At 38.6% G+C, this 15301-nt stretch carries 10 protein-coding genes; 8 read left to right on the plus strand and 2 right to left on the minus strand.

What is annotated here, in order from left to right:
- Positions 1 to 154: 154 nt before the first annotated feature.
- Positions 155 to 2635, plus strand: coding sequence for a bifunctional glycosyl transferase/transpeptidase (gene mrcB, locus WH390_RS00735; protein ID WP_032116628.1), 2481 nt, complete (start codon positions 155 to 157; stop codon positions 2633 to 2635).
- Positions 2636 to 2702: 67 nt separating this feature from the next.
- Here mrcB and hemL read toward each other — a convergent pair whose 3' ends face one another.
- Entirely contained in the window at positions 2703 to 3986 is a 1284-nt protein-coding gene (gene hemL / locus WH390_RS00740) for a glutamate-1-semialdehyde 2,1-aminomutase (RefSeq protein WP_032116629.1), read from the minus strand.
- 218 nt (positions 3987 to 4204) lie between these two features.
- Between hemL and erpA the strand changes: the two genes are divergently transcribed.
- Positions 4205 to 4549: an iron-sulfur cluster insertion protein ErpA gene (gene erpA, locus WH390_RS00745; RefSeq protein ID WP_032116700.1), complete on the plus strand. Its 345-nt coding sequence runs from the start codon at positions 4205 to 4207 to the stop codon at positions 4547 to 4549.
- A gap of 69 nt (positions 4550 to 4618) precedes the next feature.
- On the opposite strand, the gene mtnN is transcribed toward erpA, so the two are convergent.
- A complete protein-coding gene (gene mtnN / locus WH390_RS00750; RefSeq protein WP_032116630.1) occupies positions 4619 to 5332 on the minus strand; it encodes a 5'-methylthioadenosine/S-adenosylhomocysteine nucleosidase in 714 nt (237 codons plus the stop codon).
- A gap of 123 nt (positions 5333 to 5455) precedes the next feature.
- Here mtnN and dgt point away from each other — a divergent pair, with 123 nt between their 5' ends.
- From dgt to eno, 6 genes are all read left to right on the plus strand, one after another.
- Complete coding sequence (gene dgt / locus WH390_RS00755; RefSeq protein ID WP_032116631.1) at positions 5456 to 6982, plus strand: dGTPase; 1527 nt, start codon at positions 5456 to 5458, stop codon at positions 6980 to 6982.
- Positions 6983 to 7502: 520 nt separating this feature from the next.
- The gene (rlmD, locus tag WH390_RS00760) at positions 7503 to 8843 is read left to right on the plus strand and encodes a 23S rRNA (uracil(1939)-C(5))-methyltransferase RlmD (RefSeq protein WP_032116632.1); all 1341 of its coding nucleotides are present in this window, start codon (positions 7503 to 7505) and stop codon (positions 8841 to 8843) included.
- Between the two features lie 13 nt (positions 8844 to 8856).
- Positions 8857 to 11091, plus strand: a complete 2235-nt coding sequence (gene relA / locus WH390_RS00765) for a GTP diphosphokinase (protein ID WP_032116633.1) — start codon at positions 8857 to 8859, stop codon at positions 11089 to 11091.
- A gap of 72 nt (positions 11092 to 11163) precedes the next feature.
- Positions 11164 to 11955: a nucleoside triphosphate pyrophosphohydrolase gene (gene mazG, locus WH390_RS00770; RefSeq protein WP_032116634.1), complete on the plus strand. Its 792-nt coding sequence runs from the start codon at positions 11164 to 11166 to the stop codon at positions 11953 to 11955.
- A gap of 224 nt (positions 11956 to 12179) precedes the next feature.
- Entirely contained in the window at positions 12180 to 13829 is a 1650-nt protein-coding gene (gene pyrG / locus WH390_RS00775; protein ID WP_032116635.1) for a glutamine hydrolyzing CTP synthase, read from the plus strand.
- 54 nt (positions 13830 to 13883) lie between these two features.
- Positions 13884 to 15185, plus strand: a complete 1302-nt coding sequence (gene eno, locus WH390_RS00780) for a phosphopyruvate hydratase (protein ID WP_032116636.1) — start codon at positions 13884 to 13886, stop codon at positions 15183 to 15185.
- Positions 15186 to 15301 lie beyond the last annotated feature (116 nt).

The following is a 15301-nucleotide window of genomic DNA, read 5'->3' on the forward strand; positions in this document are numbered from 1 at the left end:
ATCAGAGTATAAAACTGCTATTTAGCGGATTTTTATTATTTAATTATGATAAAAATGCTATTTTAATGAGATATATGAAAGAAATATCTGTAAGTTATGATTAAACTCTTGGGCTAAAAATAAACTAATAGTAAATAAAGATTGATTTTATACCATGCATGACAAAGATAATTATGAACCCATTGGGCGCAGATCTAAGAAAAAGCCCACTGGTAAAAAATCAAAATCTCATCAAAATAATCGGTTAGATAACTATGATTATGAGTATGAAGATATTGATGACAACGAGGAAGAAGAACTAATGGCAAGTAAAGACAATAAGTCTCGGCCACCTAAAGATAGATGGCGTTGGTTTTGGTTGTTTGTCAAAATTGCCATAGTCTTGGCATTGTTAGTTGGTGTCTATGGTATCTATTTATATCAGAAAATCAGTGATCGTCTTGATGGTAAAGTTTGGGATCTACCGGCTGCAATTTATGGCCGAATGGTTAATCTTGAACCGGGGATGAATTACAGTAAAGAAGAGATGATTCGATTATTAGATGGCATGCAATATCGCCAGGTAAATAAAATTACTTTACCCGGTGAGTATATTGTTAAAGATAACACGATAGAAATGTTACGCCGGCCATTTTCCTTTCCTGATCAAAGAGAAGAACAGATTTTAGCTAAATTAAGTTTTGATCATGCTCGGCTCACCAATATTACTAATATGGAAAATGGGCGTTCGTTTGGTTTTTTTCGACTAGATCCTAAACTTATCACTATGATGCAATCGGCGAACAATGAGCAACGCTTAGTCTTGCCGAGAGAAGATTTTCCTGATTCTTTAGTCAAAATATTACTTGAAACTGAAGACCGACATTTTTATGAGCATGATGGGGTAAGTATTTATTCTATTGGGCGTGCGGTTATTGCTAATTTAATGGCTGGTAAGACGGTTCAGGGTGGCAGTACGCTAACTCAACAATTAGTTAAAAACTTATTTTTAAGTAATGAAAGAACGTTAATACGTAAAGCTAATGAAGCTTATATGGCGATTTTAATGGATTCTCGCTATAGCAAAGAACGTATTCTTGAACTTTACTTAAATGAAGTTTATTTAGGACAAAGCGGCGATGACCAAATTCGGGGTTTTCCCCTTGCTAGCCTCTACTATTTTGGTCGTCCAATCGATGAGCTGAGTATTGATCAACAAGCGTTATTAGTTGGTATGGTGAAGGGAGCATCACTATATAACCCATGGCGTAATCCTAAATTGGCGCTAGAACGTCGTAATTTAGTGTTAAAGCTATTGGAAACGCGCGAAATTATCGATCATGAAATGTATAATATATTGAGTGCTCGTCCTTTAGGCGTTAAACCAAGAAGCGGTGTTTTGACACCTCAACCCGCTTTTATGCAGCTCGTTCGGCAAGAATTAGTTGAAAAATTGGGCGATAGAGTAAATAACCTTTCTGGAGCTAAAATTTTTACTACTTTAGATCCAGTCTCGCAGCAAGCGGCTGAAAATGCCGTTGAACAGGGGATAGCTGATTTACGTAAAACACGTAAGTTGCCTGATCTGGAAGGCGCGATGGTAGTTGTTGACCGTATTAATGGTGAAGTGCGCGCTATGGTCGGTGGCTCACAACCACAATATTCTGGTTTTAACCGAGCTTTAAATGCTCGCCGCTCAATTGGTTCACTGGCTAAGCCGTCAACTTATCTTACCGCATTAAGTGAACCAGACCGTTTTCGTTTAAATACTTGGGTACCTGACGAGCCGATTAGCGTCAAATTTGATAATCAAATATGGGAACCGAGAAATTATGATCGCCGTTTTCGGGGACAGGTCATGTTGATTGATGCTTTGGCCAGCTCGCTGAATATTCCGACGGTGAATGTTGGCTTGAGTGTTGGCTTGGATCAGGTTAGTAAAGTATTAGTAAGTCTTGGTGTGCCAAGTGATGCGATAGAAAAAGTGCCGGCAATGTTATTAGGTGCCTTGAACTTAACGCCGATGGAAACGGCGCAAATGTTTCAAACCATTAGTGGCGGCGGCAATCGAGCGGCATTATCGGCATTACGCTCCGTGATTGATGGTGATGGCAATGAACTTTATCAAAGTTATCCATCTGCAGAGCGGGCAGTATCTCCGCAGGCAGCTTATCTAACACTTTATGGTATGCAACAAGTGGTTGAGCGCGGAACATCTCGTTCATTAATGAATAAATTTGCTCAATATCACTTAGCCGGTAAGACCGGAACAACAAATGATCTACGCGATAGTTGGTTTGCTGGTATCGATGGTAAGGAAGTGGCAATTGCTTGGGCTGGTCGTGATAATAATGGTCCGACAAATCTTACTGGTGCAAGTGGTGCATTACATCTATATCGTCGTTATTTAGAAAATCAGACTCCATTGGCATTGGATAATCGCTCTCCCGATGGAATTATGGAGATGCGAGTGAATATCGATGGCAGTTTTAACTGCGCAGGTGGTGGAGATCGTATTTTGCCAGTATGGACAGAGGATCCTCAAGCATTATGTCAGCAAGGGGTACAAGTATTGAAGCCAAACCTGAACTTAAATGAACAGCAGAGCAAAAGTAATGATGCACCTGCTTGGGTGAAAGAGATGTTTGGACAGTAATAAAAATCTAGTAAACCAGCGCTATGGTAAAAAATTAGCGCCGGTTTTTTTATGGCTTAATAAATGATCAGTTCATCTTATTAAAAGCATTTTCTGCTGCTTTAATTGTGCGATCAATATCTTCATCACTATGCGCAATGGACATGAAACCCGCCTCAAAGGCAGAAGGTGCCAAATAAACGCCTTCGTCTAACATGAAATGGAAGAATTGCTTAAATTTCTCAATATCACATTGCATGACATCCTGATAGCAGTTAACTTGTGGTGCTGCTGTAAAAAATAGACCAAACATGCCGCCAACATGATTAACAACCAACGGAATAGCAGCTTGTTGCGCTTTTTCTTGTAAGCCTGTAACAAGTTTTTTCGTCAGTTCTGCTAAGCGTTTATGGGTATTGGGTTTAGCAACTTCTGTTAGGCAAGCAAGGCCTGCTGCCATCGCTAATGGGTTGCCTGATAAGGTACCGGCTTGATAAATTGGCCCTATTGGAGCGAGTTTTTCCATCAATTCGCTGCGGCCACCGAATGCGCCAACAGGCATACCACCGCCGATTATTTTACCTAAACAGGTCAAATCAGGTTTAACTTGATAATGTGCTTGTGCTCCACCTAAGGCAACCCGAAAGCCGGTCATCACTTCGTCGATAATTAATAACGCGCCAAATTGATCGCATAATGTACGTAGTCCAGGCAGGAATTCAGCCTCGGGTAGAATACAATTCATATTGCCCGCTACTGGCTCTACAATGATAGCAGCGATTTCTTGCGGATATTGGGCAAAAGTATGCCGAACTGAATCTAAATCATTAAATGTACAGGTAAGAGTATGTTTAGCAACATCAGCGGGAACGCCAGGAGAATTAGGTTGACCAAAGGTTAAAGCGCCTGAGCCTGCTTTAACTAATAGGCAGTCGGCATGTCCATGATAACAGCCTTCAAATTTAATAATCTTGTCACGCCCTGTATAACCGCGTGCAAGCCGTATGGCACTCATTGTGGCTTCTGTGCCTGAATTTACCATACGAACCATTTCGATGGATGGAATAAGTTGACTAATTATTTCTGCCATTGTTACTTCAATGGCGGTTGGGGCACCAAAACTCAGGCCATTTTCTGCCGCTTGGATGACCGCTTGCTTAATTGTGGGGTGATTATGACCTAAAATCATCGGCCCCCAAGAACCAACGTAATCGATATAAGCTTTGCCATCAACATCATAAATATAAGCACCGTCAGCTCGCTGAATAAATAATGGATAGCCGCCAACACCATTAAACGCCCGAACCGGTGAATTGACACCGCCAGGAATAAAATTTTTGGCTTTTAGGTAAAGTGTTTCAGATTGACTCATTAAATAACTCCAAGCATTGGTCCAGCAGAAATTTTGCGCATATCTTAAAGCAGTATTGGCAGTAAACCAAATAGCAAATGTAGAGAGAATTTTTTTAAATCAGTTAATTTCGGCTGGATCTTGAATCAATTGGCCGGCTGTTAGATAATCATCCCTTGTCCAGTGAAGTATTGATGCTTCCTGCGTCTATTGATTGGCATGTCGGCCTGGAGTTAGAAATGAGTAATGATACTGCACTGCCTATACAGTTTACTGATGCTGCAGCGAATAAAGTTAAAGCGTTGATTGCGGATGAAGAAAATCCCAATTTGCGTTTGCGCGTCTATATTACTGGTGGAGGCTGTAGTGGTTTTCAATATGGTTTCACCTTTGATGATAAAATGAATGAAGGTGATTTAACGATTGAAAAGCAAGGCGTCGAACTAATCGTTGATCCTATGAGTTTACAGTATCTGGTTGGCGGTTGTGTTGATTATATTGAAGGATTAGAAGGGTCACGGTTTGTGGTAACCAATCCAAATGCGAAAACAACTTGTGGTTGCGGTTCTTCATTTAGTATTTAATCGCTTAACTTACTAAGGGTAATTAATAACCCTTAGTATAGGGATCTAGCCTAAGTGGTTGTTAATAGCTCATTTACGGCTTTGGCTTGAGTTAGCTAAATTAGCCAGCATAGTTTGCACCAATAGGCTTGACTGACGAGCTGCGACGGGCAAAAATTCCTCAAAAGAGAGATGGGACTCTTTATCAGCGACATCAGAAATTGCACGCACAACAACGAATGGGATATCAAATTGATAACATACATGACCAATTGCGGCGCTTTCCATTTCAACAGCGATGGCAGTAGGAAAAGTTTGGCGAATATAGGTTAGCTCTTTCGCGCCATTAATAAAGCTATCACCACTACAAATCAAACCGCGAACAGCATGTAAATCTAATTTTTCAATACACTTTTCGGCCAGTTCTTGTAATTTTTTATCCGCTTTAAATGTGGCTGGACATTGTGCCATTTGGCCTGGTTGGTAACCAAAGGCGATGATATTGACATCATGATAGCAAACTTCAGTTGAAACCACGATGTCACCAACCTGCAAAACAGGTACTAACCCACCGGCGGAGCCAGTGTTAATAATAAATTCAGGGGCAAAATGTTCTATTAGTAATGTTGTCCCGATTGCCGCAGAAACTTTACCAATGCCTGATTTTAATAATGCGATATCAAGATCATCAAATTTTCCGCAGTAAATTTCGCAGCCAGCCCGTGATAATGTCAACTGAGCATTGATTTGCTCGCGCAATAATGCCACCTCTTGCTCCATTGCACCTATTATTGCAACTTTCATTGTGTCATACTCATAGTTGATTAATTAGACATGTTGTCAGTTCCGTGCCATTGTAACATTGAAAAGAGAAAAAAAGTTAACTGTGATCCATTAGCTGGGGATATTTCATCATCGGGAGGGGAAATGTCCAAGATTGATTTTAGGCAAAAGCTCAATTTTCTTCGTAAATATAGTGATTACAATGTTGATGCAAAGAATGAGGAACAAGTTAATCGTCAATTTGAAAGTGATCGAGGGCGCATTATTAATTCTGCCGCAATACGCCGCTTACAACAGAAGACTCAAGTCTTTCCTTTAGAACAAAATGCGGCGGTTCGAAGTCGTCTGACGCATTCGTTAGAAGTGCAGCAAATTGGCCGTTTTATTGCAAAGACTGTGATAAGCCAATTGAAAAAAAAGAAATTGCTGGCAACTTATGGTCTCTCTGAGCGCCTTGATGCGTTTGAAAGTTTGATTGAAATGGCATGTTTAATGCATGATATTGGCAACCCACCTTTTGGTCATTTTGGTGAAGCCGCCATTAAGAGCTGGTTTTCAACATTACTTGACGCTGAATTTGTTTCTACTAAATCAAAGGCTATAGATCAATGCCAAATTAATTTTCTACAACTAACAAATGAATCTAACAAGGATTTGCTTCGTCGCCAATTACGTATAGATCTTTGTCAATTTGAAGGTAATGCTCAGGGACTTAGAATGATCCATCAATTATTAAAATTGAACCTGACTTATGCTCAAATTGGCTCAATCTTAAAATATACTAAAGGTGCTTATCAACTGGATAAAATCCCTAAAGATTTTGATTATTTAACTAAAAAACCGGGCTATTATTGGTCAGAAGATAGTTTTATCAAAGAGTTGTATCGTCGATTGGATATGAAGCCATATTGTCGTTTCCCGCTTTCCTACATTATGGAAGCGGCAGATGATATCTCTTATTGCATTGCCGATTTGGATGATGCGGTAGAAAAAGGTATTTTCAGTGTTGATAAGCTGTTGGAATATTTACGGCAAGGTTGGTTGGAAACAGGTAAAAAAGCAAAAGGTGATTTATTTGAACAGACAGTAGAAAAAGCTTACAAAAGTATTAATCACAATGAAACAAGACGTAGCAAGCAAGATCAATTTTTTATGTATCTTAGAGTTAATATTATTAGTAAATTGGCGTCGTATAGTGCTCATCGTTTTATTAAACATTTAGCTGAAATTTATGCCGGAAGTTTTAATAGTGCCTTATTAGAAGATAAAAGTGATGAACATCATCTCTTGGAGGTATTGAAAGGAGTTGCCTATAAACATGTATTTACGCACCCGGAAGTTGAACAATTAGAATTACAAGGTTATCGAATAATTAGCGGTTTGTTAAACTTTTATCGCCCATTATTATTAATGCCACGTGCTGATTTTACCCAGCTTTATCAAGATAAGTATCACAAGAAGTATTTCATTGAAACACGTCTATTGCATAAATTATCTACTAAACATTGTTTAGCTTATGGTGAAGCCATTGAAGGAATTTGCACTACTGATGAGACAGAAAAAGATATATTAGAATTTTATTACCGCGCTCGTCTTATACAAGACTATATTAGTGGTATGACAGATCATTATGCTTATCAGGAATATCGAAAATTTACTGTGAAAAATTAAAAAATGTTATGTTATTAAATTAAATAACGAAAATAAGTATTACTTAAATATATAGATTGGAAAATATTTTAAGTAATGCTTTAGAATAAACACATTAATTAAATATCGAGTTAAGGTCTGATAAGTGAAAAATGTTTTGAATTTAAAAACCATTGTAATCTAAATTACTCTATTTATATAATTAAAGTGATTTTGATAACATTTATTATTAGAAATTAGATAACAATTTAGTTATAACATTATTTAGCAATATTATATTGGTTTATTTGATTTTGAGAATTTATTTCATTGTTTTTTATATTTATTTTTTTACAAAAATAAATAAATCGATTACTTTATTTCTTTAAATTACAAATAATTAACAATTTAGTGGTGGATAATCTACATCAATTGCTTCGAGATGTGATACTATTCTTCATCCTCATTGATAAAATGAATAAAGTGAACTTAATTTTCCGATAATATATGAGATGATAGTTTCTTTATTAATAGACTAACAAAATTTTATACCTTTAATGATATGGTACAATTTTATTCTTCAAAGCAGCGTAAAGTTAAATCCGATAATTTGACAGTAATAGCTGAAAGTCTTGATGTTAAGGGGCAAGGTGTTGCGCATTATCAAGGAAAAATAATTTTTATTACTGATTTACTTCCTGGTGAGCAAGCACAAATTCAATTTACAGAAGAGAAAAGGCAATTTGCCAAGGCAAAAGTGAGCAAACGATTGACTGATAGTCTTGATCGGGTGGCGCCTTTTTGTCGTCATTTTGGCATCTGTGGTGGTTGTCAACAACAACATGTGACGCCGGCTCTTCAACGTGCTGCGAAAATCAGTAGGTTAGAATATTTATTTCAACGTGAAACGGGCAGTGCGGTAAAATCATTGCCAGTTATTACCGGTAGTGAGTATGGATATCGCCGTAGAGCGCGGTTTGGTCTTCAATACCAGCATGCAGAGCGTCGTTTACGCATGGGTTTTCGTCAGAGCCAATCAAATGTGTTAGTGGAACTGAAAATGTGTCCTGTGTTACAGCCAGAACTAGAAAAATTATTACTTCCTGTTGCTGACTGTTTAAACAAATTGGCAGCAGTTAAACATTTAGGTCATGTTGAGCTTGTTAATGCAGATAACGGCGTGAGTGTTATTTTGCGTCATCTTAAGCCGTTAACTACTAATGATAAAATATTATTAACTGCTTTTGCCAGGCGCTATAATCTCAATGTTTATTTGGTTGATAATAGTGCCAATCGGCTTAAACTTGTTAGTTTGGCAAGTAATGATAGTGAGCCTTATTATTCTATTGAGAATGTGAAATTGACATTTGATCCTCAGAATTTTATTCAAGTAAATCCTGAAATTAATAAAAAAATGGTTGCTCAAGCGTTGGATTGGTTAGCGCTTGAGCCGCAAGATAGGGTTTTGGATCTATTTTGTGGCATGGGTAATTTTACCTTACCTATTGCACGTCATGTTAATGCTGTTGTTGGTGTTGAAGGCGTCGCTGAATTGGTGGCGCAAGGACGGTTTAACGCTAGTTTAAATCAATTAACCAACGTTGAGTTTTATCAAGCTGATCTCGAGTTTGACATAGACTGTCAACCTTGGGCAAAAATGGGCTTTAACAAAATCTTATTAGATCCTGCACGCGCCGGTGCTATGGGCGTAATGCCACATATTATCAAATTTAAACCAGAACGGGTGGTCTATATCTCCTGTAACCCAACGACATTAGTAAAAGATAGTCAACAATTACTTACAGCCGGTTATCAACTTATGAGTGTCAGGATGTTAGATATGTTCCCGCATACTAGTCATCTAGAGTCTATGGCACTTTTTTGTCGCGATTTAAGCAAATAGGCAAGGAAAGATTATGGTTGCAATTAGAAGCGCTCATTTGACATCTGCAGGAGAATTTGCCGTTGATAAGTGGGTTGCCAGTCTCAAACTTACCAACAATGACTCAGAACAAAAGTTAATTGAACTTTGGCATTACTGCTATAGCAAAGTTCAGCAACATGAACATCGTCAATTACTGCTATGGCGTGGCATCGAGATGGGAGAAATCCTGTCAACATTAAGCATGGATCTCGATAGTCTGCGTGCGGCAATGCTGTTTCCTTTAGTTGATGCCAAAATTGTCACTGAGGAAATTATTAATATTGAATTTGGTAAATCGATTCACGGATTGGTTAAAGGTGTGATGGAGATGGACGCCATTCGCCAATTGAATGCTAGCAAATTAGGCGAAAAAAGTTCTACTCAGGTGGATAATATTCGTCGGATGTTGCTCGCTATGGTGGAAGATTTTCGTTGTGTGGTGATTAAGATCGCAGAACGTATTGCCTATTTACGCGAGGTAAGGGAACGCTCTGAAGAAGAAAGAGTCTTAGCAGCAAAAGAGTGCTTAAATATATATGCGCCTTTGGCCAACCGTTTAGGCATTGGGCAATTGAAATGGGAGCTAGAAGATTTCTGTTTTCATTATTTACACCCGGATGAATATAAAAAGATTGCTGAATTACTCCATGAACGTCGTATCGATCGTGAACGCTATATTGATGATTTTGTTTCGTCACTGCGACATTTTATGCTACAGGAAAGTATTACCGCAGAAATTTATGGCCGCCCGAAACATATATATAGCATCTGGCGGAAGATGCAAAAAAAATATCTGGCCTTTGATGAACTGTTTGATGTGCGCGCTGTGCGTATTATCGTTGAACGTTTACAGGATTGTTACGCTGCATTAGGTATTGTGCACACTCATTTTCGCCATTTACCTGATGAATTTGATGATTATGTTGCTAACCCTAAACCGAATGGCTATCAATCCATTCATACTGTGGTGTTAGGGCCAAATGGTAAAGCGATTGAAGTACAAATCCGGACCAGCCAAATGCACGAAAATGCTGAATTAGGTATTGCCGCCCATTGGAAATATAAAGAAGGCGCGGTAATAACAGGCAAAGGCAGTAGCTATGAAAATCGTATTGTTTGGTTAAGAAAATTGATAGCCTGGCAGGAAGAGATGGCTGATTCAGGGGAAATGCTTGATGAGGTTCGTAGCCAAGTTTTTGATGATCGCGTGTATGTTTTTACACCTAAAGGTGATGTCATTGATTTGCCTGCTGGCTCAACCCCACTTGATTTTGCCTACCATATTCATAGTGATGTCGGTCATCGCTGTATTGGCGCTAAGATCAGCGGCCGGATTGTTCCTTTTAGTTATCACTTACAGATGGGAGATCAAATTGAAATTATTACGCAAAAATATCCCAATCCTAGCCGTGACTGGCTCAATCCAAATTTAGGCTATGTTACGACAAACCGCGGTCGCGCTAAGATCCACAATTGGTTTCGTAAGCAGGATCGTGATAAGAATATCCAGGCAGGGCGACAAATATTAGATAACGAACTTAATCAACTGGCGATAAGTATAAAAGAGGCGGAAAAGTTGTTATTAACCCGCTACAACGTTAACTCATTGGATGAAGTGCTGGCAGGTATTGGTGTTGGTGATATTCGGATTAATCAACTAGTAAATTTTTTACAGAATAAGTTTAGCCAAACCACTGCCGAAGAAGCAGACCGCGCCGCGTTAAAAACACTGGAGTCTAAAATATCCTCTATCCGCTTGCCAGTGAAAGATAGCGGTAGAATTGTGGTAGAAGGGGTTGGCAACTTGATGCACCACATTGCTCGTTGCTGTCAGCCAATTCCTGGTGATGATATTGTTGGTTTTATTACTAAAGGTCGAGGTATTTCGATCCATTGTATCGATTGTGAGCAACTGATCGAGCTACAATTGCATGCACCAGAAAGAATTGTCGATGCTATTTGGGGTGAAAACTACGCTAGTGGTTATTCATTAGGATTGAGAATTATTGCTAATGATCGTAGTGGGTTATTAAGAGATATTACGACTATTCTTGCTAATGAAAAAGTAAATGTTTTAAGTGTTAGTAGTCGTAGTGATGTTAAACAACAATTGGCGACTATCGATTTAAATATTGAAATCAATCATTTACCTGTTTTAGATCGTATTTTAGCGAAATTAAATCAACTCCCTGATGTATTTGAGGCTAAACGTTATATTAAGTCGTAACTATAACATCATGTTTTAGCAAGCGGCGCATTGATAGGTTTTTGAACTTTATTAACTTCGGATGGAAATAATATGCAAACGGACTCAGCTGCAATAGAACAATTGTTATTGATTATGACTCAGTTACGTGATCCTGAACATGGTTGTACATGGGATAAAGTGCAATCTTTTGCCACAATAGCGCCTTATACGCTGGAGGAAACTTATGAAGTTGTTGATGCTATTGAACGACAAGATTTTGCTGCTTTAAAAGAAGAATTGGGTGATTTACTGTTTCATATTGTCTTTTATGCCCAGATTGCAAAAGAACAAAAATTATTCGATTTTAATGAAATCTGCCAAATCGTCAGTCAAAAGTTAATATCACGTCATCCTCATATTTTTGCTGAACAATCGATTATTAATAGCGATAAAGCAATATATGATTGGGAAAAAAATAAAGTCAAAGAACGGGCCGCAAAAAATCAGCATTCAGTTTTAGATGATATTCCACAAGTACTGCCGGCATTAATGAAAGCCAACAAAATGCAAAAACGCTGTGCGGCTGTCGGTTTTGATTGGGACAAATTTGCCCCGGTATTAGCCAAAGTTCATGAAGAAATTGAAGAGGTTTTGGCAGAAATAAATAAACCTGAACCGAGCCAATCACATATTGAAGAAGAAATTGGTGATTTACTTTTTGCGGTGGTTAATTTATCGCGCCATCTTGGCCATGAACCTGAATTAGCATTACAAAAAGCGTGTCGTAAATTTGAACACCGTTTTCGCCGAGTAGAAAAACTGATCTTAAACAAAGGCGGTTCATTAGAAAATGCTACACTAGATGAAATGGAAAAACTTTGGCAACAAATTAAAAAAGAGTGATTATTATTTTTAGCTGAATGGATTAAGTATTAGTTAGGATGTTATAATCGAGCAGCTATTTATTGACAGGAATTTGCATAAGCTAATTCTTGATATTGAAAGATTATTGATGAAAGTTAACCTTAATAGGTTTAGAACATTTGTAGCAGATTTAAGGTTAGGGTATACTGCTTTCCCGTCCTGTTATATTCATCGTCTTTTACACCTAAATTTTCAGGTTTAGCATGAAAACAAATTATATTTTTGTAACCGGCGGGGTAGTATCCTCTCTGGGCAAAGGCATTGCCGCAGCTTCTTTGGCTGCTATACTTGAAGCGCGTGGACTGAATGTTACTATTATGAAACTGGATCCTTATATTAATGTTGATCCAGGCACGATGAGCCCAATCCAACATGGAGAAGTTTATGTCACCGAAGATGGTGCAGAAACTGATCTTGATCTGGGCCATTATGAACGTTTTATTCGTACTAAAATGACACGCCGTAATAATTTCACGACCGGTCGCGTATACTCTGAAGTATTGCGTAAAGAGCGTCGTGGTGATTATTTGGGCGAAACTATTCAAGTTATTCCTCATATTACTGATGAGATCAAAAACCGGATTATTCGTGGTGGAGAAGGCCACGATATCGTTTTGGTTGAAGTTGGTGGCACAGTGGGCGATATTGAATCTTTACCTTTTTTGGAAGCAATTCGTCAATTAGCAGTTGATGTTGGTCGTAAACACACTCTTTTCCTGCATCTTACTTTAGTGCCTTATTTACCTGCTGCAGGTGAAGTTAAAACTAAACCAACTCAACATTCAGTAAAAGAACTTCTTTCTATTGGTATTCAGCCAGACGTGCTAATTTGCCGTTCAGATCGGGTTATTCCAGTTAATGAACGGGCAAAAATTGCGCTTTTCTGCAATGTACCGAAAGAAGCAGTTATTTCATTAGAAGATGTTGATTCAATTTATAAAATTCCTGCGTTATTGAAATCCCAGCAGCTAGATGATTATATTTGTAAGAAATTTGAACTTGCCTGCCCAGCAGCTGATTTGTCTGAATGGGAACAGGTTATTGATGCGCAAGCCAATCCGGTAGGTAAGGTAACTATTGGCATGGTAGGTAAATATATAGAGTTACCTGATGCTTATAAATCGGTTATTGAAGCGTTAAAACATGGCGGTTTAAAAAATCGTTTAACAGTGAACATCAAGCTGATTGATTCTGAAGATATTGAAGCGCGTGGTACCGAACTATTAAAAGAACTTGATGCTATCTTGGTTCCAGGTGGTTTTGGTGAACGGGGTGTCGAAGGGAAAATTATGGCAGCTCGTTATGCACGTGAAAATAATATTCCTTATTTGGGTATTTGCCTGGGAATGCAAGTTGCTTTGATTGAATATGCCCGTCATGTTGCTGGTATGGAAGGGGCAAACTCAACAGAATTTGCGCCAGATTGTCCATATCCGGTTGTTGCCTTAATTACGGAATGGTTTGATGACAGTGGTAGTATTAAAGTTCGTAATGAGAAGAGCGATCTTGGCGGTACGATGCGAGTAGGTAGCCAATTATGCCGTTTAGAGAAAGGTAGTAAAGTCCGTGAGTTGTACAATAGCGACACAATTATGGAGCGGCATCGCCACCGTTATGAAGTCAATGGTAAGCTTTTGGCGCGTATTGAAGAAGCGGGTTTACGTATTGCAGGACGCTCAGCGGACAATAAGCTGGTGGAAATTATCGAGGATCCTAACCATCCTTGGTTTGTCGCTTGTCAGTTTCATCCTGAATTTACTTCGACACCAAGGGATGGCCATCCGTTATTTGCTGGTTTTATTAAAGCCGCAAAGGAATATCAGCAAGACCAGCTGAAAAGAGATATGGGCTAATGGTATTAATTTGTTACTATTGGCTGAAATTTAACTTGTACTGAGGAAAATTTAATGTCCAAAATCGTTAAAGTCATCGGGCGTGAAATCATCGACTCCCGTGGTAATCCGACTGTTGAAGCAGAGGTTCATTTAGAAGGCGGATTTGTTGGTTTAGCGGCGGCACCATCTGGTGCATCGACCGGTTCACGAGAAGCATTAGAGCTACGTGATGGTGATAAAGATCGCTTTTTAGGTAAAGGTGTTTTGAAGGCTGTTGCAGCAGTAAATGGCCCAATTGCTGATGCATTGATCGACCAGGATGCCAAAAATCAGGCTAATATCGATAAAATCATGATCGAATTAGACGGTACAGAAAATAAATCTAAATTCGGTGCTAATGCGATTTTGGCTGTTTCACTGGCTAATGCAAAAGCGGCTGCGGCAGCGAAAGGTATGCCTTTGTATGAGCATATTGCTGAATTGAATGGCACGCCGGGTAAATTTTCTATGCCTTTACCAATGATGAATATTATCAATGGTGGCGAACATGCAGATAACAATGTTGATATTCAAGAATTTATGATCCAGCCAGTGGGCGCAAAAAGCTTGAAAGAAGCAGTTCGGATGGGATCAGAGGTTTTTCACCACTTGGCAAAAGTGTTAAAAGCCAAAGGGATGAATACAGCGGTCGGCGATGAAGGTGGCTATGCACCAAATTTAGAATCTAATGCCGCAGCTTTAGCCGCAATTAAAGACGCCGTTGAAGCAGCAGGCTATGAGTTAGGTAAAGATATTACTTTAGCAATGGATTGTGCCGCCTCAGAATTTTACAACCAGGAAACGGGTAATTATGAGCTGAAAGGTGAAGGTAAAACTTTTACTTCACAAGAATTTACCCACTATCTCGAAGAATTAACCAAACAATATCCTATCGTTTCTATTGAAGATGGTCTTAATGAGTCAGATTGGGATGGTTTCGCCTATCAGACTAAAGTGTTAGGAGACAAAATTCAGTTAGTTGGTGATGATTTATTCGTTACTAATACCAAGATCTTGCAAGAAGGCATTGAAAAAGGAATTGCTAATTCTATTTTAATTAAATTCAATCAGATTGGTAGCTTAACCGAAACTTTAGCAGCAATTAAGATGGCAAAAGATGCCGGCTACACTGCGGTTATCTCACATCGTTCAGGTGAAACTGAAGACGCTACAATTGCAGATTTGGCAGTAGGAACAGCAGCGGGCCAGATCAAAACAGGTTCAATGAGCCGTTCTGATCGAGTTGCTAAATATAATCAATTAATCCGTATTGAAGAAGTGTTAGGTGAAAAAGCGCCTTTTAATGGTCTAAAAGAAGTTAAAGGCCAGGCTTAAATTTACTGTTATTGATTAATCATATATTAAAGGCGAGAGACTTATTGTTATCTCGCCTTTTTTATTAATAGTCCTTGGATTTCTTTTATGCTTTTATTGTTGCTTAATAAGGCAAC

Origin of the sequence: Candidatus Arsenophonus nilaparvatae (assembly GCF_045346035.1) — a bacterium.
Taxonomy (GTDB): domain Bacteria; phylum Pseudomonadota; class Gammaproteobacteria; order Enterobacterales; family Enterobacteriaceae; genus Arsenophonus; species Arsenophonus nilaparvatae.

What these genes read in the sequence shown, in the direction of transcription:
- mrcB (WP_032116628.1), top strand. Translation starts at nt 155, where the DNA reads ATGCATGACAAAGATAATTATGAACCCATTGGGCGCAGATCTAAGAAA.
- hemL (WP_032116629.1), bottom strand. Translation starts at nt 3,986, where the DNA reads ATGAGTCAATCTGAAACACTTTACCTAAAAGCCAAAAATTTTATTCCT.
- erpA (WP_032116700.1), top strand. Translation starts at nt 4,205, where the DNA reads ATGAGTAATGATACTGCACTGCCTATACAGTTTACTGATGCTGCAGCG.
- mtnN (WP_032116630.1), bottom strand. Translation starts at nt 5,332, where the DNA reads ATGAAAGTTGCAATAATAGGTGCAATGGAGCAAGAGGTGGCATTATTG.
- dgt (WP_032116631.1), top strand. Translation starts at nt 5,456, where the DNA reads ATGTCCAAGATTGATTTTAGGCAAAAGCTCAATTTTCTTCGTAAATAT.
- rlmD (WP_032116632.1), top strand. Translation starts at nt 7,503, where the DNA reads ATGGTACAATTTTATTCTTCAAAGCAGCGTAAAGTTAAATCCGATAAT.
- relA (WP_032116633.1), top strand. Translation starts at nt 8,857, where the DNA reads ATGGTTGCAATTAGAAGCGCTCATTTGACATCTGCAGGAGAATTTGCC.
- mazG (WP_032116634.1), top strand. Translation starts at nt 11,164, where the DNA reads ATGCAAACGGACTCAGCTGCAATAGAACAATTGTTATTGATTATGACT.
- pyrG (WP_032116635.1), top strand. Translation starts at nt 12,180, where the DNA reads ATGAAAACAAATTATATTTTTGTAACCGGCGGGGTAGTATCCTCTCTG.
- eno (WP_032116636.1), top strand. Translation starts at nt 13,884, where the DNA reads ATGTCCAAAATCGTTAAAGTCATCGGGCGTGAAATCATCGACTCCCGT.